Source organism: Pseudomonas sp. Tn43, assembly GCF_014192635.1.
Lineage (GTDB): Bacteria > Pseudomonadota > Gammaproteobacteria > Pseudomonadales > Pseudomonadaceae > Aquipseudomonas.
The window spans coordinates 479551-504105 of record NZ_JACHYG010000001.1; the positions used below are offsets into that span (position 1 = coordinate 479551).

Consider the following 24555-nt stretch of genomic DNA (forward strand, 5'->3'; position numbering starts at 1 on the left):
ACAAATGAAACAATCCGATCTATATGACATGACAAGTCGCTGTGGCTTTACGGTAACAGTATTTACGGATCATCCAGACTTCTTTTCGTCTTGGTCATTAAACATAAAAAAAAATGAACAAAAATACATGATAGAACATGACGGCAGAGACAGCTGGCTGATATTTTACAAAGAAAACGAACCAAATAAATTCAAAGAAATAGACAAAAAAATATCTCACACAATGAGCGACAATGAAAAACTGAAACAATGTGAGTCTTGGCTTTTAAGCGTTTAGCAAACAAAAAACCAGCCATCACTAGTTAGTACAAAAGAGGCAAATTGATTTTCTATGCGCATGAAAATAAATCCGCCTCTTTTGGTCTCCAAAAAGAAATATCAGCTAGGACGAGACGAGACTACATAGAGAAGGGACAATATATGTACAGCCCTCCACGTTATTTCTTGCTTATCGCGCTGGCTGTCCCGCTGCTTTCTTGTGCAGCCGAAAGCAACGGCACAGGGTCTGGCGACGCCTCCGACTACATAAAAAGCAGAGACAACTGTGATTCTTTGCGCGGAGATATTCCTGAGCCGGACCCCGCCGACCCGGACAACCTCAGCCGTGTCATCAGCGATATCAATAAATACTGCAAGGGCACAGATCAAAAACTGAAGCAGTTGAAAGAGAAATACTCTGGAAACGAAAGAATTGTGAAGTTGCTCTCGACTTACGAAGAAAATATTGAAGCGGATATGAGTTTTTAGATTCACTCATCAAGGACGGCTGTTGTGACATCTGAAGATATCAATCCACAGGTCTAGCTATCCAAATCTCCGCTGCTACCGGGTGAACGCCTCTACCTGATCGTCAGCGCCGCCAGCGATGCCGAAGCGCTCAAGACGCTTTACCAAAATGAACCCACAACCCAGGCGATCCCGATCTGGGGCGGCACACCCTACGCGGCTTGGCAGCCGGTGATGCCCTACCTCACCGAATTGAAACCCAACTCAAGCTTCCTGTCATGGATTGCCGAAACGGATGCCCTTGATTGGGGGTGGCTGGCCGTTTCCCGCAGCGAATCGAACGTGGTGTTCGAACACCTACGCAGCCTGACTCAAGTGCGGATGCCGGATGGGACCGAGGTGTTCTTCCGGTTTTGGGATGGGCGGCATATCTACCCGATTCTGAAAGGCCTCGGCGATGCCGCCGGGGAGGTGCTGCCGGTGTTTGATCGGTATTTGATTAATGGCAAGAGCCTGGAGGTGGGACCGAGGGTGGTGCCGCCAGCGAAGGATTGGCCTTGGTGGGAGGTGCCGAAGGCGTTGCTTGATGGCCTGACCAAGCAAAACCCGTCGACCGTAGTCGGCAACATGATGCAGTGGTTGAAGGAGGATCATGCCGAGCTTTACTTTTCGTTCCCCGAATCCAACCTGCGAACAAAAGTGGCGCGCTTCGTAAAACGCACGCCGCTCACGGAAGAAAATTTCACCGGGCTGTTGAAGGCCCATCTGGAAAATGAGGTGGCTGTATGAGCATTTTGATGGGTGAGATCGTTGGGAACCTGACAGCGAAACAACCAGATGCTCAGGTCATCGTCAGTGACTTCAAAAAGTGTCTGAAGGATTACCGTGAGCATGCCGAGGCCTGGTACGGCGGTGTGCTGGACGCGGAACAGCAATTCAAGGTTGGTGATGAGGTGGGTACTCAGGACAAGGACAGCAAAAAGGAAAACACCCTTTATGCCAACTGCCCGGCCAACGGCAAACTCACGCTTGTGCATAGCTTCGAGTCTGCGCGATTTGTCCCCATCGGCAATACGCCGGTCCGTCTGGTGCCTGTGGTGGATGGCCGGTTCACTGGCAAGAACGAAGCCGGACCGGAGATCAACAAGACAATCGACTCGACCGGGATTCTGGAAGTCACCGGCCTCACGCCCAATCAGCAATACAAAATCACGTTCTTCCCGAATCCTACTCGCGCGCAGATCGACAGCCTGTTCAACTCCTATCAGGGCGTGATCGGCGATTTGAGCGGCTGGTTGCAGACTGAATGGAGCACCAGTTTCCTGCCGCTTTGGCAGGCATCTATTCCCGGTGCCAACGGAACAACGCCCGGCCATCACCAACAGCCTTGCCCAAGCCGCGATTTACTTGGGCAATGCACCTGGCGAACTAATCCTCACCCAAGCCGGGCCAAAGGCACGCTTCTACCATTTCCATGCCGGGCGTCTGATCACCATCAGCGATGCCTATGACAACCGGATACACATCAGCTATGACCTGGTCGGCCGCATTCAACGCATCGACAACGGTGCAGGTCGCGCCTTGCTGTTGCGTTACGACGACCGTCATATCGCCGCGGTGGATCATCAGCAACAACGCTCCGAGTACAACGACCGCGGTGAACGCCAGGATCCATGGCTAACCATTCAGACCTTGGTCTCCTACCGCTACAACACGCGTAATCAGCTCGTATCCTCGACCAATGCAGCAGGTGAAACCGAGTATTACCGCTACAACGATCAGCATGTCATTCTGGAACGGCAACTGGCCGGGGGCGCCAGCTTCTTCTGGGAATGGGAGCGCGAAGGCAAACTCTCCCGTTGCGTCCGCCACTGGGCCAGCTACTCGCAACTGGAAGCCCGTTACGAGTGGGATGACAAAGGTTCGGTGACTGTTTACAACGCCGACGGCAGTGAACAAGTCTATGTGCATGACGAAAATGCGCGTTTGATCAGCGAGACCGCTCCCGATGGTGGGGAAACGCAGAAAGCCTATGATGATCAGGGACGTCTGGTCGCAGTAAAAGACCCGATGGGCGCCATCACCGAGTATCAGTACAGCGATGCCGGGCGCTTGATGGCCGTAATCCCGCCAGAAGACGAACCGACCCGTTACAACTACTTCAATGGTCAACTCATTGATGTCCAGCGAGGTAAAGCGCGCTGGAAGTACGAGCGCAACCGCCAGGGCGATATCACCCAACAAACCGATCCCCACGGCAACGAAACTCACTATAACTACGACCGTCAGGGTCGCCTGCTGGAGATTCGTCACCCCGATGGCAGTCGTCATCAACTGGGTTGGAACAATCTTGGTCAACTGTTGGAAGAACGCCTGCCCGACGGCAGCCAACGCAAGTACCGTTACGACGCGCTAGGTCGGCAAATCACACGTCAGGATGAAACCGGTGCCATCACTCATTACCAATGGGACGCCGTTGATCGCCTGACACAGATCACTCTCCCCGGCGGCGCCACCCGTGCCTTTACCTATAACCCGTATGGTCGCGTCACCGCCGAACGGGATGAACTCGGGCGCATCACCCGCTACGAATACGCCGAAGGCCTGCACTTGGTCAGCCGCCGCATCAACCCGGACGGTAGCCAGCTGCGCTACCGCTACGACAACTCGCGCCTGCTGCTCACCGAGATCGAAAACGAACGTGGCGAGCACTACCACCTCGACTACTACCCGAACGGCCTGATCCAGCAGGAAACCGGTTTCGACGGTCGCCGGACCGCTTACAAGTACGATCTCAATGGCCAACTGCTGAAGAAAACCGAATTCGGCGACGACGGCAGCGAGCTGATCACCGAGTACCAACGCGACGCCGCTGGCCGTCTGCTTGTGAAAACCCTGGCCGACGGCGAGGAAATTCACTACAGCTATGACGCCCTCGGGCGCCTTGTCAACGTTGACGACAGCAACTGGCCGCTGGCGTACGAATACGATCTGCAAGATCGCCTGATCACCGAACACCAGGGCTGGAGCACGCTGCGCTACGAGTACGACAGCGTCGGCCAACTGAAACACTGCCGCCTGCCGGACGGCAGCAAGCTCGATTACCGCCACCAGCCTGGCGGCCAGCTGAGCAGCATCGACCTCAACGGCTCGCGCCTGACCAGCCACCAGTTCAACGCCGGTCGCGAACAACAGCGCCAACAAGGCCTGCTGCTCAGCCAATACCAGTACGACGAACAGGGTCGGTTGCAAGCCCATAGCGTCAGCCAGCGCGAAAAAAATCTGTTCCAGCGCCGCTACACCTACGACGCCAACGGCAACCTCGCCGGCATCGACGACAGCCGCAAAGGCCACCGCAGCTATCACTATGATCCGCTTGACCGCCTGATCAATGTACGCGGCGCTACGCCTGAAAGCTTCGCCCACGACCCGGCGGGCAACCTCCTCGGCCAGAACAACGAGCCGACCGCGAACCTCGCCAACGTCAAGGGCAACCGCCTGCTGATGCAGGGCGACCGTCATTACGACTACGACGCCTACGGCAACCTGATCCGCGAACGCCGAGGCGCCGGACAGAAACTCGTTACCGAGTACCGTTACGACTGCCAACATCGCCTGATCGGCGTCAGCCTGCCGGGCGGCAGCGTCGCGTCCTACAAGTACGACGCCTTCGGTCGACGCATCGAAAAGACCGTCGATGGCCATACCACCGAATTCCTCTGGCAAGGCGAACGCCTCATCGCCGAGAGCGCCGACAATCGCTATCGCAGCTACATCTACGAGCCGGGGACTTTCCGCCCATTGGCCATGCTCGACGGCGAAGGCCCGCTGAAGGCCGCGCCGTTCTACTACCAACTCGACCACCTCGGCACCCCGCAGGAACTCACCGATTACAGCGGCGAAATCATGTGGTCGGCCAAGTACCGCGCCTATGGCAACCTCGCTGCGCTGGACATCGCCGAAATCGACAACCCGCTGCGCTTTCAGGGTCAGTACTTCGACGCGGAAACGGGCTTACATTACAACCGGCATCGCTACTACAATCCGGGGACTGGACGGTTTCTGACGCCGGATCCGATTAAGCTGGCGGGTGGGTTGAACAACTACCAATACGTGCCTAACCCTACGGGGTGGGTGGATCCGATGGGGTTGACAAGCTGTCCTGGAGCGGGTGGTAGCAAGCCGGAAATCAGACTGGAAGATCCACCAGTTAAAGCGACCGTAAATGAAGGATCTCCTCCCCCTCCAGCCCCTCCAAAACCGGACAAGTGGAGTCGGGAACCTAAAAGCATTCAAGATCAGATGACATTACAGGCAGCTAAAGAAGGTCGAGGCGTCGTTATTATCGAAAACCTCAATGATCCTGCCTTTAAAGGAATGGATAAAATTGAGCTCAAGATAAAATCGAAGAACGGAAATGACTCCGTAGTACATTATGTACGCAATCCGCAGACCGGAGAGCTCATGGATTTCAAATTCAAAAAACACAGCACCGATGATATAAAACCTTGGGGTAATGACCCATCAGTGCCACCCGGAGCCATCGACAAATGAAAGTCGTATGCAAAATCAACAATCTGAATGACATATCAGCACCAGAAACCGTCATGCGTTTAAAGCGTTACATATTCATGCCTGACGGCGAGCTAGACTTGCAACTGGGAATGGAATACACGGTTTACGGCATCGAGTTTCGAGACAACTGCCCTTGGTTCTATATATGCGCAGAAGAAGATGATGAGTATCCAAAACCATATGCAGCTGATGTCTTTGATATTATTGATGAGCGACTTTCCTCTCATTGGAAACTTAGCTTTCGAACCCAAGAAAACAACAAATACAAAAGCTCGCTTATATTCCAAGAATGGGCCACAAACATTAGCTTTTATGAAAACTTAATTGATGGCGACGAGCAAGCTATCACCACATTTGCGAAATACAAAACACTTATGGACTCAGAGTAACTTAGCAACCAAAAAAAAAAAAAAAAAAAAAATAACAAGAAAGGCGACAGATCTATTTTCTACGCACTCATGAAAATAAATCTGTTCCTTTTGGCTGCTCCCCTTTTGGCTGAGAAGATGATTAACAAAAATCTGAAATTATTAATTTTTGATTTTTTAGGCGCTGTAGAAACCTCACTACAGTTGCTTGAAGACAAATTCGGCTCGAGATCACTACACCAATTATGGCATGACAATAAAATAGCTCAAAGAGGAGAGATTTTTAAGGGTGTAAGCTATCAATTACATGGGAACGGATGCATGATCGAATACCCGGAGTACTGTGTGGATTTCGATTTCGGGCCAAATGGAAGAACCGATGGATTCGACGCATGGCGCTTGTATAACTATGCATGCGAATTCCCAGAGAAACATGCAAAATACACAAACCTCGCTACAGTTGAATCAGAGTTAAACCAATACATCCAAGAAAATATGGTTAAAAAAATAGACAATTCCACCTCTAACTTATATTTTTTTACACAATCAAAAAAGTCCAATTAACCTCACATTTAGATTTTCGCCCTTTAAAATTCAGGTTTTTTTAAATTTTATTGGGGCGCTGACAATCTCACTTAGAATTCACGGACTAGCACCGCCAACATTGAGAAAGGAGACACCCATTAACCTTGACTTGAGACCGGCTAATGGGTGTCCCCTTTTTTGCAAGGAAAGTCACCATGGCAAACCACGACCCCAATGATCCTCATGGTGATCGCCCACACTTACAACTACACCCTGTCAAAGGTGAAGCAATTCGAATCTACTGGCCAAATCCATTTAAAGGTCAAAAATGAGCAATCCAAAAATAATTCCAAGAAAAGTCTGGTGGGATCTGGAAGCGAAATCGTATACAGAGATCGCGCAAGAACTCACTACAAACGACGACTCCTTACGCAGATGGATTGCTATATACGCGGTATACCATTTGAATTTTACAAACAGATACCCAGGAGAACTCTATTATAAGTTCTTGGAAGACGCAAAAAATTCAAAATATGTAGCAATAGACTTCACAATACCTAAGTTAATAATTGAAACAAGAGATAGCATTGGAAGCAGTGACACTACCATTATCAAGTGTCAAACGTTAGAAACCGAAGAAGAGATAAATGACTACCTTCAAGAGAACAACATCGATCCAGAGCTATTCACTCCACCTTGGGCATGTGACTATCCGCTAGACTGAAAGGCGAATCGAAAAAAAGAAGAGAAAGAAAAGAGAAAGAAAAGAAAAGGGGATATATTTATTTTCTACGCACTCATGCCCCCCAAAATCGTCATCAGTACTCGGAAGGCAACATGAATACGGATGAAAAAATTATCAGCTGGATAGAGGCCGGCAAACAGGTGGGGGGGCCGAGGAAAGCTAGATACTGAAAATGACGTCCTTTGGCTTTCGATTGCAATACAAAAGCATGAAGAAAAATATAAAACATACTCAAGCGAAATCTACGACTCAAAAAATAACCATGGAAGAATATTTAAAGGAAGAATCCAAGAATCTTTTTACTCCACAAGAAGCCCTAGATCATCTGCGATCGGAATCTAAACTTGAGGTTAGCGAGCTAGCTCCGTGCAAAGGCCAGACGATCTTCAATCCAAAGTTTTCTTACTTAAAATAGTCCTATGAAGACGAAGGCAGGACAGATTTATTTTCTACTCGCTCATGAAACAACTTTGCCACCTTGAGCAAAGACGAAGAGAAATTGAATGGACACTAAAAAAATAATTGAGCTTGGCGGAACAATATCATTTGATGATATATCCCACCTCAATCAGCTTGCTGATACTTCGATGATCGTTGATGACTTAAAGGAGGATCTATTCCAAGCCGCCTTCCCTCATGATCAGCTTATTGACATAGGCTGGCACCCTGAGTTTTGTGAAAACGGCACATTTAGAATTTCTTTAATTAAAGCCCATGACTGGGAGCACCCGATTTTTAGCGAAAAAGCAAACAGCTGGACAGAATTAAACAAAGCAATTTCCAATACTTTAAACAAACTGGAAAAATGACAAATGCTAGACACAAACAAAAAAATCATAATCCACGGAGAGTCGCACTCGATGCACTAGCAGAGATAGAGTTCATATTAATATCTCTACATAAAATGGGTAGCTTTATAGTGACAAACCTATTGCAGACTACCAACGTGCGACAACCGACTTTATAGACAACGAAAAAAAACACACAAAAACTCGCCAAGGTACGACGAATACTAAGCGAGAGCTTTGACAACACACTTGGCAAAGACGATATGGACGACATAGAAAGACACATGAAGAATATTGATTTCTGGAAGCCTTAACCAAAAATCAAAAAAAGCACAACAAAAAAAAGAGAATGGATCTATTTTTACGCATTCATAAAAACAAATCTGCCCACTAAGTTTGGCCACAAGGAGCAAAAATGAAGTTCTGGAACGATATCGATGGCAGCATTTTTTTTAACCAGATTTTCAAACCCCCCGTAGCAATTGGTCTCATTGAATTTTTCACAATAAACATCGAAAACAAGAGACCAACGATAATACTGGAATTTGACATCGAAGAGCTCCCTGACGCTCCTCCCGCAAAATGGAGAAAGGCTGAATTCAATACATGTCGCATCGGTTTCAACTGCAGCGAAATCAGCAACCTGATGATAAAAAATATACCTACAAAAGAAAAACTTAGCATAAGAATCACTCAGAGCGAAAATCTCTTCACGATTCACGCTTCGAACAACAGCTCGATAATTGAATTCACAACGAAATATCCACTACTTTGTGGACCCTCAGTTTACATGAGCGATAAAAAACCCGAGTTCACTTAAGACCAAATCTGACTCAATTTTTCTGCCCCTCGGGACGGCTGACAAAAGCATCGGACATTTCCCACAAAACCCGTCGCTCCCAATGAACTTGTACACCCCTTCCTCCCCAGATAACCTCCCCCAGCCGCTGTAACCTCAGCGACCGGTTTTGACAGGCCGAACACGATCAAGGCATGCAAATGCCGCTTTGCGGCTCCATTGTTTCAGGAGCTTCACGATGAAAAAATTTCCACCCGACTTCTTCGACCCCAATCAACTCAGCCAAGCAACCCAACGCACCATCAGTGCCCGACTCCGCGATCCAAAAAATCCCGACCCCATCAGCCACGTTTTCACCCTTCTCCCCAACATTGACACCGAAACTCTGCTAAGCCACGCCTGCGAAACCCTCGCCTCGCTTAACGTGCTGACGACTGACTTTGCTTGCGAACTTGAAGGCTCGCACCGCAGCCTGGCGCTATCGATTCAGCAATTGGCCGTGCTGGGTGAGTTGTTGGTAAACCGGGCGCTGGACAATCTCGATCCACCCGGTGAGGTGTCCGACGCTGAGGAGGTCCAACCATGACTCGATACATGCCGATTACCGGCATCGATTGCACGATCCCTTCGCTGCTGATCGACACTGAAGCGCCTGTCGATGTGTTGCATGACACGGCGGCGTATCGCATTCGCAGTGTCACTCAACTGTTGGAAACGCTTTCCCTGGGCGAAGCGCTTGGTGGTGATGCTGTGCTGTTGCAAGAGTTTGCGCGGGTGTTGGCCATCCCGTTGCGCGATGGCTGCGATTTGCTGGATGTGGTCGGACGGCGGTTGCGAGCGCAACTTTAAATCATCAATAAAAATGGGCGACCCAGGTACGGGCGCCCATTTTTATATCTGCAACTTTCAAAAACCGCCTCCCGGACTTATGCATGTAGCAATTCGCAAGAGTTTGTTAAAAACCGTCTTTAAATTTCTGATCAATCCAAAAAAATCGACTCAACATCGTGAGCAAAAAAACCAAAAAAACTGGCTCTTCGGTCAAATAACACCTCACCTGAAAACAGCAAAAAACAAAACAATGGTTTTCAGCCCGCCTTCAAATTATGCTTGGCCCTACAGTATGGAGGCTGTGATTTATGTTCAAACTCAAACGGAAAACGTGGATTTTTCTCTTGGTCTACATAGTAGGTGTCAGTGGCTATATCTACTACCTCTACGTCGAGACTCAAGGGATCCTCACTGACAACATTAATAACAAGCTGCTGCATGCCGCGCTGGGGGCTTCGGCCATCCTTGGCGATCGCTACCATGACAATCTGATCGACAAACAGTCAAAATCCGAGGCGGAGGACTGGAATGCCATTCAACGGCTCTCCAGCTTCAACGATTCCATGGGTACTGCTTTTGTCTACAGTGTGGTCAAACGCTCGGGCGAGGCTTATCTGGTCAGCTCCAGCGCATCGAAAAAAGAGATACAGGAGAAGAATTTCGTACGCTTTTTCGATCCCTATCCGGATGCCAGTCAGGCTTTGCTCGACAGCTTTGAACGCACCGAACCCACCTGGATCGACTACTCGGATCACTGGGGAGATTTTCGCGCCGTCTTCGTTCCGATGAAATCGCAGGACGGTACGATTTATATTGCGGGTGCGGAGATGACGTTGGCGGATTACTACCAGCAACTTAATCAAGACTCCCTGCACCATATCATCCTGGCCATTCTGGTATTTCTCGTCTTCAGCCTTATACGCATGCGCGCTCATCTCCAGCAAATGCAAATAAACGAAGAAGTATTGAATCAGGCAAAAAATGCCGCCGAGGACGCAGATCGTTCAAAGACCAGATTTTTGGCCACCATGAGTCATGAAATTCGCACGCCCATGTACGGTGTTATCGGCGCGACGGAGCTGCTGGCAAGATCTGCCCTGAACCGCGAGCAAAGCAGTCTGCTAAAAACGATCAATACAAGTGGACGAGCCCTGCTGTCTCTTATCGACAACATTCTCGACCTTGCAAAAATCGAAGCAGGCAAACTTGAGTTGAAGCCTCGTGTCTTCGAAATAAGAGCTCTGGTTTCATCCAGTATTGAAATGATCCGGCAAAACATGCAGGACAAGCCAATAGTACTTGAGGCCCTGGTCTCACCAGACGTACCTCCCTTGGTCAAAACCGATACCAATTGCCTGCGCCAGATACTGATCAACTTGCTGGGCAATGCAGTTAAATTCACCGAGGCCGGAAAGGTATCGCTCATGGTCACGACTAGCGGTTACGGCACTCGAGCCCGACTCGAATTCTCCATACGCGATACCGGCATAGGTATCCCCATGGAACGGCAAGACAGCCTGTTCAAGCCCTTTGCTCAGTTTAAAGGACCGGCCAGTCAACGCTTTACCGGGAGTGGGCTCGGTCTTTCCATCTGCAAAAATCTGGTCGAGGCGCAGCAGGGGACTTTATCCTTTACCAGTCAGCCTGGCGTCGGATCGACGTTCTCCTTCTCACTCCCCATGGAGCTTTTTTCAGTTTCGGAACTACCCATCCGGGATGATCATGCATCGGTTGGTTTCGACTCATCTTTTGCCGAGGATTACCCGCTCGATATTCTGCTGGTGGAAAACCATCCCGTGAGTCAGAAAGTTGCCATAGCGATGTTGCAAGAGTTGGGTTATGCGCCCGACCTTGCGTCAGATGGCTTGGAGGCGATCAATCAATGCATGACTTCGACTCCAGATATCATTTTTATGGATATCAACATGCCTGTCATGAATGGGCTGGAGGCCATCCATAAAATCCGCAAACTGGCACTGGGCGATACTTGCTACATCGTCGCTTTCACAGCGAGTGCTTTTTCGAGCGAGATAGAACGTTTCAGGGCCGCCGGTGCCAATGATATTTTGACCAAACCGGCAAATTTTCAGGCCTTGTGCCGAGTGCTTCAGCGTGCAGCCAACTACCGGCAGCAGCTCCAGTCTAGCACTCCGATAATGGATACAATTTCGGGTTGAAATGACTCAGGCTACAAACGCCATTACAACCCCCCGGTAGGGTGTCCGGCGCCGCCGCTTTAACCCAGCCAATAAAAATGGGCGACTCCAAGGTCGCCCATTTTTTATATCCGAAACTTTTAAACAGCACCTCCCAAAGAAGGTGTTCGCCCAGTGTAATGGCCTGGCAATCCATGCACCGGTAAAGAGCCCTGACACCGGGCGAACGGGAAGGATTTTAATAGAATTTGGCGGATATGTCCTCGCTATAAACATGAAATTTATGCACGTAATATTTCGTAAGTTTTTGCTAAAAAACCAAATACAAACTTTTAAAATTCACCAGTTCGACCATTAAAACTGATTGTTCTTCTACAACTTTCTGTACAAGAACAATCAACAGGTACAAGTAATGATCAGCTTGGGTGTTGGCTGGTGACTTTCAGCACATCGGTATAGGTCACCACAACGCTCTGCCCCACTTTCAGATCTTTCAATTTCGCCTGGACTTCAGGCCTTTCGACGTTGACGGTTTTGGATTGGCCGGCCGGGTTTTGGAAGGTGACCTGATTGTTCTTCAGGTCGATGTGGGTGATTTTCAGTTGAACCTGTACCTGACGGAAGGCTTCGCCGCCGGGGTTGGGGTTGTCTTTGCTGGCGCGGATTTCGCCGGTGTGTTCGATAGAGCCTGGCAAGCCTTTGTCGATGTTGGTGTCGAGATAGGCCGCGACCGAGCGGATGACTTCGACATTGACCTGATCACCGACTTTCAGTTTGCCGAGGTTTTTGGCCTTGTCGCTGAGTTGTACATGGACCTGCCGCCCTTCCGCGCCTTCGAGGACAACCTGGCGTTTGGCGGCGTCGACCGCCAGGACTTTGGTGACGACCTGATCGGCTTCCACAACGGCGGACAGCGGGATGTCTGCGGCGATGGCGCTAAGGCTGGCAGTGGACAGGAGCGTGGCGAGGGTGATGGCTTTGGTCAGTGCGTTGAGCTTCATAAGCGTTACTTTCCCTGTGATGGATGGCAGCAGACAGCTCTCAATCCAGGTGCGGAGCCGTCTGTTGTCGATGAGCATAGACGCGGATCAGGGAGTTTCCGCAGTTTCTTGCGCGGTGGATTCGCCGCTCTCTGTGCCTTTACCGCTTTCCTTGCGCCGGGTCGGGTCGGTGGGCCGCAGGGCGTCGTTGTCGCGCTCGACTTCGCCTGGTGGCCGGGGTTCGTCGGGGTTTTGTGAGGGAGTGGTCGGTTTGGGATTCATGGGGATGTCCTCAGGCTTCGGGATCGTCAACTTCATGGGCGACGTTCACGGCGGGCGAGTCTTTGTGGGATTGATCGGCCTTGGTCTTGAGAATTTGCCATTGATCGAGGTTGATGGCGCCCTGCCCTAGCAGATCGTCGGCGATGCGCAGCAGTTCGCTGTAATGCGCGTCGGGGGATTGCTGCCAGTAGGCTTTGTCGTCGAACAGCCGCTGCCATGTGGCAAGGGTGGGCGGTTTGAGGTCGTTGCTCATGGCGGGCTCCCATGAATGGGCTTCATTACGTAGGAAAACGGCGTGGCGCCGAGAGTTCCAGATCAGTAGCCGGTCATCTCCAGATACCCCTGCCCGCCATGACTGCCACTGAGCCGAACCGGTCCTTCCCAATACGGTATGCGCAGGTCCATCCAGGCCTTGGGGTTGAGGGCGCTGATGGTGATTTCGAGGTGTCTGGCGGGGATTTTTATCGACCAGCTCACTGGCATCGAACGGCCAGCGACATTGGTCTTTTCCTGAGGCGTGAGGCTGATGTCGTCGGCGTGCAATAACTGCGTTTGCCCTTGGGCATCGATCCAGGTGCCGGTGAGGTATGGCGCGCCGTCCTTTTGCCGCATGCGGTAGAGCATGACCTGTTCGCCGCTGTCCAGGTGCAGGGAGAACCAGTCCCAACCGGTCTGGTCGGCGGTCAGGGGTTGGCTGCTCCACTCGCGATCGAGCCAGGCCGGGCCGCTGACGGCGTAGGTTTTGCCATCGATTTGCAATGTGCCGCTGGCCTGGAAAAACGGCTGGCTGTAGTAGTACGACGCCTGGCCTTGTTCGGATTTCTGGCTGAAGCCTTTGTCGCCCTGAAGCACCGGTGGGCGTGTGGAGGTCAGTCGAAGCTGGTAGCTGAAAGCCTTGTCGCGGGCGCTGAGTTGCAAGTCCGCCAGAGGGTCTTCATGGCTGGCCTGACTGCTCAAATGCCAATCGTCGATCCATGCCTTGAACGGCGCCAGGCTCACGCCGGCCTGGCCAACGCCGCCTCGGGCGTAGCGTTCGGCGGCATGGTGTGCCGTGGCGGACGTCACGGCGGCATGGCCCAGCCAGATGGTCTGATTGCCCCAGCCGGGTTGCTCGGGTGTCGCTTTCAAGGCGCTGCGAAACAGTGTCCATTGCGCGCCGAATTCCTGGCCCTGATCGTCCTTGAGGTTGGCAGTGACGTACCACCATTCGATGCGAAAGCCATCGTGGGGGCCGTGATCCGCCGGAAAACTGAAGACTCGCCCGGGCACCACCGGGGTAAATGCCTCGGCCTGATGACCGAGGCCGGCGAAGCCTTTTTCCGGCGCAGGTGTGTTGTCGCATCCGCTCAGCAACACGGCCAATAACCACAGGCCAGCCTTAATCTTCATGAGCAAACGTCCTCAATAGATCCGCCGGTTGCGTGCGATACAGCGAATACAACGGCCACGCTGAAGCGAGCAATGTCGCGAGCAAGGCCAGGCCCATCAACTGCAACAGCTGCAACGGAAACACCCGCAACGGCAAGCGCCAGCCGAAGGCCTGAACGTTGATCACCGTGTCCAGGCACCACGCCAACGCGATGCCCAAGGGCAATGCCAGCACCAGCGTCAACACCGCCAGCAACCAGGTTTGCCCCAGGTTCAGCAGCATCAATTGGCGCCGGGTCACGCCCAAAGCCCACAGCGGTGCGAGTTGTCCGAGGCGGCTCTGGCTTTGGGTCAGCAAACTGATGAACAGCGCCACGCCTGCAACGCACAGCGTCAGGCTGTTGAGCGCGGCGGTGGCGGCGAAGGTGCGTTCGAACACTTGCGTGGACCAGCCCTTGAGCCGGGCCTGATCGACGATGCGGCTGTCATCCAGGTTGAACCGGGTTTGCAGCGCGGCCAGGAAGCCGGGAATCGACGCCGGGTCGATGCGCAGGTTGAAACGGTTGGGCGTCAACGGCGGCCAGCCGCGCAACAGATGATTGATGTTGACCAGCAGATGCCCCTTGGGATTGCCGTAATCGGCATAGATTCCGACGATCCGCGGCGACCATGGGCCATTCGGCGTCGGGATCGTCAGGTGATCACCGAGCCGTACCTTCAACCGCCGGGCCAGTTGTTCGCTGAGCATGAGCGCGTCATCGTTGGCCAGTCGCTCCCAGGGATTGTCGCCCAAGGCTTCCAGCAGGGGCCAATGCTGACGATACGTCGGGTGATCGATTACGCCAAAGATATCCGTCGGCCAGCCTTGCAACTGGATCGATACCTGCCAGTTCGGTAGCACTGCGCTGACTTGAGGTTGTTGCTTGAGCCAGGTGTGCAGTTCTTGAGCCTGGGCGGGATTTTGCGGATTGAGGTACAGCTCGGCGGTCAGGCGTTGTTCCAGCCAGTTGCTGAACGTCTGGCGAAAACCGGCGGTCATGCTGCCAGCGCCGATGTTTGCCGCCAACGCCAGCAACAGCGCCATCAAGGCCAGGCTCAGGGCCGGCAGTTGCTGGCGGCAGTCGGCGAGAAACCATTGGCCGAGTACCGAATGGCTGCGCCCAAGCACCCCGTTGAGCACACTGTTCAACACCACCGGCAAGGCCAGTGCGGCACTGATCAACAACGCGGCCATCAGTACGAAGCCGCTGCTCAGGCTGTCGCCGAAGATCAACGCCAATAACGCGATGAGCGCCGCTATCACCGCGACCCAACCCTGGCGCCGCAACCAGCGTGCGTGGGCCTGATGCCAGGCTTGCGGATTGGCCAATGCCAGCAACGGCAAACGCGCCGCCCGCAGCAAACTGTTGGCGCCGGCCAGCAAAGCGCCGAACAGGCTCAGGCCAATACCGCTGAACCACCACGGTGCACTGAGGTTCAACTGCCCCGGCACTTCGGCGCCGTACAAGCCGCGCAGGCTGGCGGCGACGTCCGGCAGCAGCACGCCGGCTAGCAGATAGCCGCTGACAACGCCGGCGATTCCACCGATCAGCGCCAGAGCACCCAGTTCGACGGCAAGGCAGGTAATCAACAGGCGAGCACTGACCCCACAGGCGCGCAGGGTTCTGAGCAAGCTTCGGCGTTGCTCCAGCGCCAGGCCGATCGCCGCGTGAACGATGAACAGGCCGACCACGAACGACAGAAAACCCAAGGCATCGAGGTTCAGGTGGAAGCTCTCGGTCAGGCGCGCAAGGTTATTTTCTTCGCCGCTGCTTTTGAACTGAAGCTGGCCCTTTAGCTCATCAGGCAGAATCGCGCTGAAATCCTTGGGCAGCAGCAGGCGTGACAGTTGATCGGGCAACTGCAGAATCTGTTGGGCGAAGCCGATGTCCACCAGCAACACACCGGGCGCCATGTCAGTCTGGGCACGCAGCGGCGGCAAGGTGACTCCACTCTGGGCTACCGGGGTTTCGCCTTCGCGCAAGCCCAATGCCTGCAACGTCTGCGGTGAAATCCAGGTGCTGCCCGGCGGGGTGAAAAACTCGACGATCTGCTCGATCGGCAACGCCCGCCCGGCCACTGCGGAACCAGCCGGCAGTGACACCGGCTCAATGCCCATCAACTGCAAGCGCTGCTCTTCATGGCCCTTGAGCGTCACCCGCCCTTGCAACACCGGCGATACCGGCCAGCCCGCACGACGCAGGTCGACAAATACTTGCTGGGAAAACACCCCACCGCCGGGTGCAGTGAGACTGGCTTGCGGTTCGCCGCCGATCAGCTGACTGGCCCGGGCGTAGCTTTCTCGCGCCTGGCTGTTCAGCGCTTGCACGCCGGTCAGCAGGCTGGTGGCGAGCCAGAGCCCGGTCAGCACACTGAAAAATTGCACCGGGTGCTGTCGCCAATGGCTGAGCAGCGCCCGTAGCGTCTCGCGAAAAACCCGCATTTCAGCGCTCGTCCGCGCCAGCCAGACGGCCACCGTGCAGCACCACTTTGTCTGCCAGCCGTGCGGCGACCCGTGGGCTATGAGTGACCATCAGCAAAGTCGTCGGGCTGTCGTCGAGCAGTTCCAGCAATAACTTCAACACCTCATCACTGGTGGTTTCATCGAGGCTGCCGGTGGGCTCGTCGGCCAACAGCAGTTTGGGTTGCGATGCCAGGGCACGACCCAGGGCGACCCGCTGCTGTTGCCCGCCGGACAGTTGCTCCGGGTAACGCCGCAGCAACTCTGCCAACCCAAGACGTTGCACCAGATGCGCCTGCCAGCGTGGATCGTGGCGCCCGGCCAGACGCGCCTGAAATGCCAGATTGTCTTCGACGCGCAAACTGCCGATCAGGTTGAACTGCTGGAACACCAGACCGATTTCGGTGCGCCGCCAGTTCGCCAATTGGCTTTCACTCATCTGCTCCAGCCGATACTCGCCGCTGCGGATGCTGCCGCGGTCGACCTTGTCCAGCCCGGCGATCAGGTGCAGCAAGGTGCTCTTGCCACTGCCCGATTCACCCATCAGCGCCAGGCTGCCGCCGGGTTTCAACGTGAGGTCGACGCCTTGCAATACCGGCAGCGGGCCTTGGGGGGTGGCGTAGCTTTTGAAGACGCCCTGGACCGAAAGCATGAGGGGAGACTCGTTGAAGGCAGTGGGCCTAGGATAGCGGACGGCAGCGGGACCGCGTTATCGTTAATCGCGGGCAAGCCCGCTCCCACAGGGATCGCCGGTGTATGCAGAATCTGTGGGCATACCGGATTGACGCCTTCGCGGGCAAGCCTCGCTCCTACGGGGGCGCCGGTGTACGCAGAATCTGTGGGCATACCGGATTGACGCCTTCGCGGGCAAGCCTCGCTCCTACGGGGGCGATGGTGTATGCGATGTTTGGGTACGCCTCAATCACCTGTGGGAGCGGGCTTGCCCGCGATGAGGCCGGGTCATCCCAGCGAAAAACTCACTGCCCCACCGCCACACTCGGCATCACCCGACCCGGCGTCACGATGCTCTTCAGGTCAATGTACTTCCACGCCGGCACCGCACCGAGCCGCGCGTTGAAGCGATAGTTGAAGGTGAATTCATCCGCCGTCGGCACACTCAGCGGTTTGCCATACACCGCCTCGATCCCCGCCAGGTCATAACCCATCACCTGCAGCAAGGTCGGGAAGATGTTGTAGTGACTGGAGCGATCCTTGTTGGCCGGCCATTGCGCCTGCCAGTCCAGGGTTTGCAAATCGCGGCCGGAAATCACCACCAACGGTACCAACCCCTCCTCCTCCACCGGATCGTCACCGCAGTGCGTATTGAGCCCCGGGTTACCGCGCTCGTGCAGATCCTGCCCGTGATCGGAGGTATAGATCAGCAACGCATGGCTCAGATCCGCCTGAGCAAACACCCGGGCGAAGAACTCGCCGACATTCCACAGCACGGTATTTTTGTAGGCGTTGCGGTACAGCAACCAATCATCCGGCTGACCGTTGAAACCATCACGTGTGCCCGTGTCCGCCACTTCGACAAACCGTCCACGCGGCAATGTCGGGCGGTAAGCCATGAACGCGTCCGGGTACTTGTCGTGCACTGGAAAATGCGCACCGACCTTGTTGATCACTACCAGCTGCGGCGTAGCGTCGTTGAGCAACTCGATCAGCTTGGCCGCCGCGGCCATGTCACGGTCACGCACGCTGATGCGGTCGAATTGCACGAACTCGTCGATGTCCTTTTTCTCGGCGGCGTTCATCAGGTTCTGCAGGTTGCCGCTGGTACGCTGGGCGTCGATGTAAACGGTGCGCAGCCCGGCTTGTTTTGCGTACTGCCAGATCGAGGGCAATGTGCTGTTGATTCGCATGTAATCGGTGCGGGTGCCGCCGTAGCGCAGGGTGACATTGGTGTCGGCGCTGCAGTTGGCGATGGATGCCGCATAGCCGTAATTGAAGATGTCCACGCCCGGGCGCGGTTCCTTGAGATTGCTGTGCACACCGAACGGCGTGTTGATGTCCAGGTAGTTGCCGGAAATGCTCTCGTCGATGATCAGCACAATGTCATGGCCCACCGGCTGATCAATGCGCGTCAGGCTCACTGGCTCACGCGGGCCGACGGTGTTGTGCAGCGCTTCATAGGTGAACAGATTCAGATAGGCCAGCGGTGTGTACATGATCGGCAAGCCACGGGCCCCCTCGCCGGCCCGCATGAACAGCACAGTGCTGAGCATCATCACCCCAAGCACAGGCGCCGCCACCAACAGTGCGCCCGGCAATGGCGCCCGTCTACGCGGCTTGAGCCCGATACCGAACAGCAGCAACAAACCACTGAACATCGCGCTGATGATTGCATCGCGGTACTGGTACGCCGCCTCCTGAATGAACCCGCCGGAATACACCAGCGACACAAAACTGCTGTAGGTCATGTAACCGGCAGTCACTTGCGTATAGACGTCGAAGAACACCGCCGAGCCAGACATCACCAACGCGAACAGATGACGGACCAACGTCTGACGGATGTACGCGGTCATGAACAGCGCCACCGTCAGCACAAGGAACATTGCGCCATACAGCAGCACAGGAAAACTCATGCCCAGCGCGTCAAGACGATCGAGGTAATCGGCGTAATTCTTGAGTAAATACAGAACCAGCAACAGTTCCTTGAGGTAACGGATCATGGCGATTACAACACCTCCGTGGCCAATGGATTGTCGGCCATTTTCTGACACTAGCACCGAGCCCTCGAAGCGCAAGAAATGCCGGTTTTTTCCCCAAAGCGTCAAAAAAACGTTGCCTCGAATCTGACACACTCAAGTGCCTGTAACCCTTGTGTTTCAAGCCTTACGACCGTTTATCGTTTTGTCAACACCCTCAAAAATCCCTCAAAACCGCAGTAAATCCAGCAGTGGCAAGCACTTGATGGCAAAGAGCCCGTGAAACCGGGGTTTTCGGGGTCGCGTTACCCGTCATTTTGCTGACTCGCTTTCCCATGGCTGGGCTATACCCCTTTTGACAGTCTCATATCAGTTACATCCACCGTTTTACGAGGCACGCCAATATGGACGTGAGCGTATTTGGTACGGGTTACGTCGGTCTGATACAAGCCGCTGCATTGGCCGATGTCGGACATCGCGTGCTGTGCGTCGACATTGACCTGAACAAGATCAAGCAACTGCAACAAGCCGTGCCCCCGATCAGCGAACCGGGACTGTCCAGCGCACTGGAAGACAACATCAAAGCCGGTCGCCTGTTCTTCTCCACCCAGGCCAGTGATGCGGTTGAACACGCCGAGCTGATTTTCATCGCGGTGGGCACTCCCGCCGATGAAGACGGTTCCGCCGACCTCAGCCATGTGCTGAGTGTCGCTCGGCAAATCGCCGGTTTCATGGAGTCCGATCGCACCCTGATCATCAAGTCCACCGTGCCGGTGGGCACCGCGGACCAAGTGGCGAGCGCTGCCAATGAAGAACTGCAACGCCGTGGCAAAGAGGCGTTGAACGCTCGAGTAGTGTCCAACCCGGAGTTTCTCAAGGAAGGCAGCGCCCTGGCCGATTGCATGCGCCCGGACCGGATCATTGTCGGTACCAATGACGATGAAGCGCGCAACCAATTGAGCGAACTCTATGCGCCGTTCTGCCGCAACCGCGAAAAGCTCATGTTCATGGACAATCGCAGCGCCGAGCTGACCAAGTACGCCGCTAACGCAATGCTCGCCACCCGCATCAGTTTCATGAACGAACTGGCCAACCTCACCGAGTTGCTGGGGGCCGACATTGAGGCGGTGCGCAAAGGCATCGGCTCGGACCCACGCATCGGTTACCACTTCATCTACCCCGGCTGTGGCTTCGGCGGCTCGTGCTTCCCTAAAGACCTGCGCGCCCTGCTGCACACCGCCGAACATCACGGCATGTCTTTGCGTCTGCTGCGCAGCGTCACCGATGTGAATGACAGCCAACGGCACATCCTCTTCAGCAAACTGCAGGCGCTGTTTCCCGATGGGCTGGGCGGCAAGTCCATCGCAATTTGGGGCCTGGCCTTCAAGCCCAATACCGATGACATGCGCGAAGCCCCCAGCCGTTATCTGATGGAAGCGCTGTGGGCAGAAGGTGCGAGCGTCCAGGCTTACGACCCGGAAGCCATGTCCGAGTGCCGGCGCATTTACGGTTACCGCAATGACCTGCATCTGTGCGCGACCCGCGACGACACCCTGGAAGATGCCGATGCGCTGGTGATCTGCACCGAGTGGAAGAATTTCCGCGTGGTCGATTTCGATCTGCTGGCGAGCAAATTGCGCGCGCGGGTGATTGTCGACGGGCGCAACCTCTACAACCCCGAACACGTGGCGGCGGCCGGCTTGCACTACAGCGGCATCGGGCTGCGGCACATCGCTCCCGAGGCGCCACAGCCATGAAAATACTCGTCACCGGAGCGGCCGGTTTCATTGGCGCCCATTGCCTGTTGCGGCTGTTGCGCGACGGGCATGAGGTTTTCGGCCTGGATAATTTCAACGACTTCTACGACCCGCAACTCAAGCATGACCGCGTGGATTGGGTGCGCAAGCAAGTCGGCGATTTCCCCCTCGCCAAAGTCGATGTGGCCGACGCCACGGCCCTCGACGCATTGTTTGTCGCCGAACAGCCGGAGGTGGTGATTCATCTCGCGGCCCAGGCCGGGGTGCGTTACTCCCTGGAGAATCCCCGGGCCTACGTCGACAGCAATCTGAGCGGTTTTTTGAACATCCTCGAAAGCTGCCGCCACCATCCGGTCAAACACTTGATCTATGCCTCGTCCAGTTCGGTATACGGCGCCAACCAACGCACGCCTTATTCGGTCCAGGACGGCGTCGATCACCCGTTGTCGCTGTATGCCGCGACCAAAAAAGCCAATGAGCTGATGGCTCACAGCTACAGCCATCTGTTCGGTATTCCCTGCACCGGTTTGCGTTTTTTCACGGTGTACGGACCTTGGGGCCGGCCAGACATGTCGCCGATCCGGTTCGCCCGGGCGATTGCCGAAGGGCAGCCGCTGAAGCTGTTCAACTACGGCCAGCACCAGCGTGATTTCACCTACATCGACGACATCATCGAGAGCATCGTTCGTCTGATCGAGCGCGCCCCCCAAGCCGCACCTAACTGGAACCGCGAACAACCGGACCCGGCCAGCAGCATGGCGCCATGGCGCATTTACAACATTGGCGGACAACAACCGGTGGAGCTCAAGGACTACCTGGCGCTGCTGGAAAAACACCTCGGACAAAAAGCCCTCGTCGAGTTGCTGCCTCTGCAGCCGGGCGACGTGCTCAACACTTGCGCCGATGCCAGCGATCTGGCCCAGGCCACCGGTTTCCAGCCACGGATCGAGCTGGATGAAGGACTCGGACGATTCATCGCCTGGTTCCGCGACTACTACTCACTGCGCCACGCCCACTCGCCACTCGCGCAAGGGCTTTAGCGGAGGATTCTATGACTGGACATGAAAAAGGCATGTTGCTCAATCACATGCAGCGTGACAAACGCCTGGACCCCGAACACCGAATGCGCCTGGACACGGCGATCCATATGCAGGGCCGCGGCTGGATGACCGGCCGTGACGGTGGTCGGCCCTGGACGCTGTCGCGCACCAACCGAGTGGTTGCATCCCTCGGCGCACTGGTGATTCTGCTGCTGCTGTCCCCTGTGCTGCTGGGCCTGGCGCTGGTCATCAAGTTCAGCAGCCCGGGGCCGGTGATGTTCGTGCAGAAGCGCACCGGTTACCGCGGCCGCCTGTTCGGCATGTACAAGTTCCGCACCATGGTGACCAACGCCGAAGAGCTCAAGGAATCCTTGCGGCACCTGAACAAGCACGGCGCCGATGCCATCGATTTCAAGATCGACAACGACCCACGGATTACTCCGATCGGTAGCTTCCTGCGGCGCAGCAGCCTTGATGAGTTGCCCAACCTGATCAATGTAGTCAGCGGCGACATGCGTCTGGTCGGTCCGCGACCGACCTCGTTCAACGCTTATCGCTACAAAGACAGCCACCTTGCACGCCTGAGCATCTACCCCGGCATGACCGGCCTGTGGCAGATATCCGGGCGCAGCAATATCGACTTCGACCAGCGCGTTGAGTTGGACCTCAACTATATCGCCGAGCAGAGCCTTTTGCTTGATCTGAAGATCCTGTTGAAAACCCCCTTCAAAGTATTCAGCGGCCACGGAGCGAGTTAAATGGACGGTTCATCGAATAAAAGCCTGACCATCGCCAGCCCGAGCGAGTCCAACCTGACCTCGACCGTGCTTGACCTGGATCTGCGGATCCTCTTTCTGACCGCTGCCAACACAGGCACCGGCACCACCACCAGCGCCCTGGCGCTGGCCAGCCAGCTGGCGTCGATGAGCAGCGGCCAAGTGCTGCTGGTGGATGCCAGCCAATCGGAGAGCAACCTCACGCAACAGTTGGGGCTGACCAAAGAGCGCGGCTTTCGCGACCTGCTGTTCAATGCCTCGCCGCCGCTGCTGCAGGACTGCCTGGTGAATGTCTCCAGCCTGCCCTTCCACATCCTGCCGAACGGGCGGCACATCCGCGGCGCCGAGCACCTGACCACCGAACAGCTGGCGCCGTTGCTCAACCAGTTGGGCGATCGCTATCGCTTTGTGGTGATCGACGGCGACGCGGTGTATTCGGCCGCCGACACCTTGGTGATCAGCACCTTGGTGGATGGCGTGATCATGGTGGTGCGCGCCGAGGACACGCGCTGGGAGGTGGCTCAGGCCGCAGTCCAGCGCCTGACTCAGGCGGGTGCAAAACTGGTGGGCAGCGTCTTCAACCGGCGCAAGTACTACATGCCCAAATGGCTCTACAAAAACCTCTAGGCAACCGCAGAAAAGGATGACGCCATGAACGCCAAAATGCTTCTCCTGCTGTTGCTGCCGCTTGCAGGTTGCTCCAGCACCAGTGAAACCCAGCAGATGCCGGTGCAGATCCTCACGGCCGAGCCGGCCAATGCCCAGGCCACCGACATGCCCAAGGTCGAACAGACCCTGCGGCCCAAGGACGTGCTGGAGGTGATCTTTCACATCAGCACCAGCAGCTCGGGCGCTTACCGCATTCAGTCCGGTGACCAGGTCGCCCTGAACTTCACCGCGGCCAGCCAGCTCAACGGCACCCAACGGGTGCTGCCCGACGGCACCATCGAACTGCCGGGGGCCAATACCTCGGTGAAAGTCGCCGGGCTGACAGCTGTCGAAGCGCGGCAGGAGATCCAGCGTGCCTATGAGCGCAAATCCCTGTTCCAGCCCAATCGCAATCAGGTGACGGTGCTGGTGACCAGCCCGCTGAGCGACGAGCAAAACCTCAAGAGCAACCTGAACCACCCCGCTACCGGCATGAGTCGGGAGATCGTTGTGGGCAATGACGGCTATGCGAGTTTCCCGGAAATCGGCTCCGTGCCGCTGCAAGGCATGACGCTCAACCAACTGGAAACGTTCCTCAATCAACGCTACGCGCAATTGCCGGGGCGGATGAAGGTCGACGTCATGCTCAAATCCACGTCGGGTAACGAAATCTATGTGCTGGGTGAAGTCGCGCAACCGGGCTCCTACCCGATTCGCCGGCCGGTCTCGGTGCTCGAAGCGCTGACCCTGGCCCGTGGCACCAACGTCAAGGCGCGGCTCGATTCGGTGGTGATCATGCGCCGCACCGGCAACCACGTGCAGGCCGTGCATTACGACGTTGAAAAAGCCTTGTCCGGTGATGCGTCGCAGATTGCTTACCTGCAACCGGACGACATGCTCTACGTGCCCAAGACCAAACTGGCCAGCGCCGGTGAACTCGCGCGGCAACTGGCGGACGTGGTGTTGTTCCAGGGGGTGGGCTTCGGATTCGCCTACCGCGTCGACAACAAAGACAGCGACAACTAACGCTCAGGTGACCG

At 55.2% G+C, this 24555-nt stretch carries 23 protein-coding genes and 1 pseudogene; 17 read left to right on the top strand and 7 right to left on the bottom strand.

The window, feature by feature from the left end; genetic code table 11:
- The first annotated feature begins 4 nt into the window (after positions 1 to 4).
- The 12 genes and pseudogenes from FHW68_RS02120 (at position 5) to FHW68_RS02170 (ending at position 11534) form a co-directional block, all read left to right on the top strand.
- Entirely contained in the window at positions 5 to 277 is a 273-nt protein-coding gene (locus FHW68_RS02120; RefSeq protein WP_095631756.1) for a hypothetical protein, read from the top strand.
- A 44-nt stretch (positions 278 to 321) separates the two neighbouring features.
- The gene (locus tag FHW68_RS02125; RefSeq protein ID WP_256582816.1) at positions 322 to 747 is read left to right on the top strand and encodes a hypothetical protein; all 426 of its coding nucleotides are present in this window, start codon (positions 322 to 324) and stop codon (positions 745 to 747) included.
- Positions 748 to 819: 72 nt separating this feature from the next.
- The gene (locus tag FHW68_RS02130) at positions 820 to 1515 is read left to right on the top strand and encodes a DUF4123 domain-containing protein (RefSeq protein ID WP_221217012.1); all 696 of its coding nucleotides are present in this window, start codon (positions 820 to 822) and stop codon (positions 1513 to 1515) included.
- An 8-nt stretch (positions 1516 to 1523) separates the two neighbouring features.
- A pseudogene (locus FHW68_RS02135) lies at positions 1524 to 4893 on the top strand (RHS repeat-associated core domain-containing protein); the annotation flags it as partial.
- Positions 4894 to 5276: 383 nt separating this feature from the next.
- Positions 5277 to 5690 carry a hypothetical protein gene (locus FHW68_RS02140; RefSeq protein ID WP_007900671.1) on the top strand — a complete coding sequence of 138 codons (414 nt, stop codon included), beginning with the start codon at positions 5277 to 5279 and terminating at the stop codon, positions 5688 to 5690.
- A gap of 117 nt (positions 5691 to 5807) precedes the next feature.
- Entirely contained in the window at positions 5808 to 6233 is a 426-nt protein-coding gene (locus FHW68_RS27455; protein ID WP_033036432.1) for a DUF6896 domain-containing protein, read from the top strand.
- Between the two features lie 289 nt (positions 6234 to 6522).
- Positions 6523 to 6918: a hypothetical protein gene (locus tag FHW68_RS02145; RefSeq protein ID WP_183678457.1), complete on the top strand. Its 396-nt coding sequence runs from the start codon at positions 6523 to 6525 to the stop codon at positions 6916 to 6918.
- A gap of 524 nt (positions 6919 to 7442) precedes the next feature.
- A complete protein-coding gene (locus tag FHW68_RS02150; RefSeq protein WP_095631759.1) occupies positions 7443 to 7748 on the top strand; it encodes a hypothetical protein in 306 nt (101 codons plus the stop codon).
- 394 nt (positions 7749 to 8142) lie between these two features.
- Positions 8143 to 8547, top strand: coding sequence for an Imm50 family immunity protein (locus FHW68_RS02155; protein ID WP_183678459.1), 405 nt, complete (start codon positions 8143 to 8145; stop codon positions 8545 to 8547).
- Between the two features lie 217 nt (positions 8548 to 8764).
- Positions 8765 to 9112, top strand: a complete 348-nt coding sequence (locus tag FHW68_RS02160; RefSeq protein ID WP_183678461.1) for a DUF6124 family protein — start codon at positions 8765 to 8767, stop codon at positions 9110 to 9112.
- The gene (locus tag FHW68_RS02165) at positions 9109 to 9375 is read left to right on the top strand and encodes a hypothetical protein (RefSeq protein WP_183678463.1); all 267 of its coding nucleotides are present in this window, start codon (positions 9109 to 9111) and stop codon (positions 9373 to 9375) included. Before FHW68_RS02160 ends, FHW68_RS02165 begins: the two co-directional genes overlap by 4 nt.
- A 290-nt stretch (positions 9376 to 9665) precedes the next feature.
- On the top strand, positions 9666 to 11534 hold the full coding sequence (locus tag FHW68_RS02170) for an ATP-binding protein (protein ID WP_095631762.1): 1869 nt from the start codon (positions 9666 to 9668) through the stop codon (positions 11532 to 11534).
- A 395-nt stretch (positions 11535 to 11929) separates the two neighbouring features.
- On the opposite strand, the gene FHW68_RS02175 is transcribed toward FHW68_RS02170, so the two are convergent.
- The 7 genes from FHW68_RS02175 to FHW68_RS02205 form a co-directional block, all read right to left on the bottom strand.
- Positions 11930 to 12514, bottom strand: coding sequence for a hypothetical protein (locus tag FHW68_RS02175; protein WP_095631763.1), 585 nt, complete (start codon positions 12512 to 12514; stop codon positions 11930 to 11932).
- Between the two features lie 87 nt (positions 12515 to 12601).
- Positions 12602 to 12775, bottom strand: coding sequence for a hypothetical protein (locus FHW68_RS02180; protein WP_168185070.1), 174 nt, complete (start codon positions 12773 to 12775; stop codon positions 12602 to 12604).
- A gap of 10 nt (positions 12776 to 12785) precedes the next feature.
- Positions 12786 to 13028 carry a hypothetical protein gene (locus FHW68_RS02185; protein WP_095631764.1) on the bottom strand — a complete coding sequence of 81 codons (243 nt, stop codon included), beginning with the start codon at positions 13026 to 13028 and terminating at the stop codon, positions 12786 to 12788.
- Between the two features lie 62 nt (positions 13029 to 13090).
- Positions 13091 to 14164: a lipocalin-like domain-containing protein gene (locus tag FHW68_RS02190; RefSeq protein WP_183678465.1), complete on the bottom strand. Its 1074-nt coding sequence runs from the start codon at positions 14162 to 14164 to the stop codon at positions 13091 to 13093.
- Positions 14154 to 16625, bottom strand: a complete 2472-nt coding sequence (locus FHW68_RS02195) for an ABC transporter permease (RefSeq protein ID WP_183678467.1) — start codon at positions 16623 to 16625, stop codon at positions 14154 to 14156. The genes FHW68_RS02190 and FHW68_RS02195 overlap by 11 nt, the downstream gene beginning before the upstream one ends.
- A 1-nt stretch (position 16626) precedes the next feature.
- Positions 16627 to 17295: an ABC transporter ATP-binding protein gene (locus tag FHW68_RS02200; RefSeq protein WP_183678469.1), complete on the bottom strand. Its 669-nt coding sequence runs from the start codon at positions 17293 to 17295 to the stop codon at positions 16627 to 16629.
- A gap of 325 nt (positions 17296 to 17620) precedes the next feature.
- Positions 17621 to 19318 (bottom strand): sulfatase-like hydrolase/transferase, encoded by a 1698-nt coding sequence (locus tag FHW68_RS02205; RefSeq protein ID WP_183678472.1) that lies wholly within the window; start codon positions 19316 to 19318, stop codon positions 17621 to 17623.
- Between the two features lie 380 nt (positions 19319 to 19698).
- On the opposite strand from FHW68_RS02205, the gene FHW68_RS02210 reads away from it, so the two are divergent.
- From FHW68_RS02210 to FHW68_RS02230, 5 genes are read left to right on the top strand one after another with little or no spacing between them, the layout of a single operon-like run.
- Positions 19699 to 21051 carry a UDP-glucose/GDP-mannose dehydrogenase family protein gene (locus FHW68_RS02210; protein WP_095631769.1) on the top strand — a complete coding sequence of 451 codons (1353 nt, stop codon included), beginning with the start codon at positions 19699 to 19701 and terminating at the stop codon, positions 21049 to 21051.
- A complete protein-coding gene (locus FHW68_RS02215; protein WP_095631770.1) occupies positions 21048 to 22091 on the top strand; it encodes an NAD-dependent epimerase in 1044 nt (347 codons plus the stop codon). The genes FHW68_RS02210 and FHW68_RS02215 overlap by 4 nt, the downstream gene beginning before the upstream one ends.
- Before the next feature lie 11 nt (positions 22092 to 22102).
- Positions 22103 to 22849 (top strand): sugar transferase, encoded by a 747-nt coding sequence (locus tag FHW68_RS02220; protein ID WP_095631771.1) that lies wholly within the window; start codon positions 22103 to 22105, stop codon positions 22847 to 22849.
- Positions 22850 to 23494 carry a CpsD/CapB family tyrosine-protein kinase gene (locus tag FHW68_RS02225; protein ID WP_095631772.1) on the top strand — a complete coding sequence of 215 codons (645 nt, stop codon included), beginning with the start codon at positions 22850 to 22852 and terminating at the stop codon, positions 23492 to 23494. It abuts the gene before it with no gap.
- Between the two features lie 24 nt (positions 23495 to 23518).
- A complete protein-coding gene (locus FHW68_RS02230; protein WP_095631773.1) occupies positions 23519 to 24541 on the top strand; it encodes a polysaccharide biosynthesis/export family protein in 1023 nt (340 codons plus the stop codon).
- Positions 24542 to 24555: the final 14 nt, after the last annotated feature.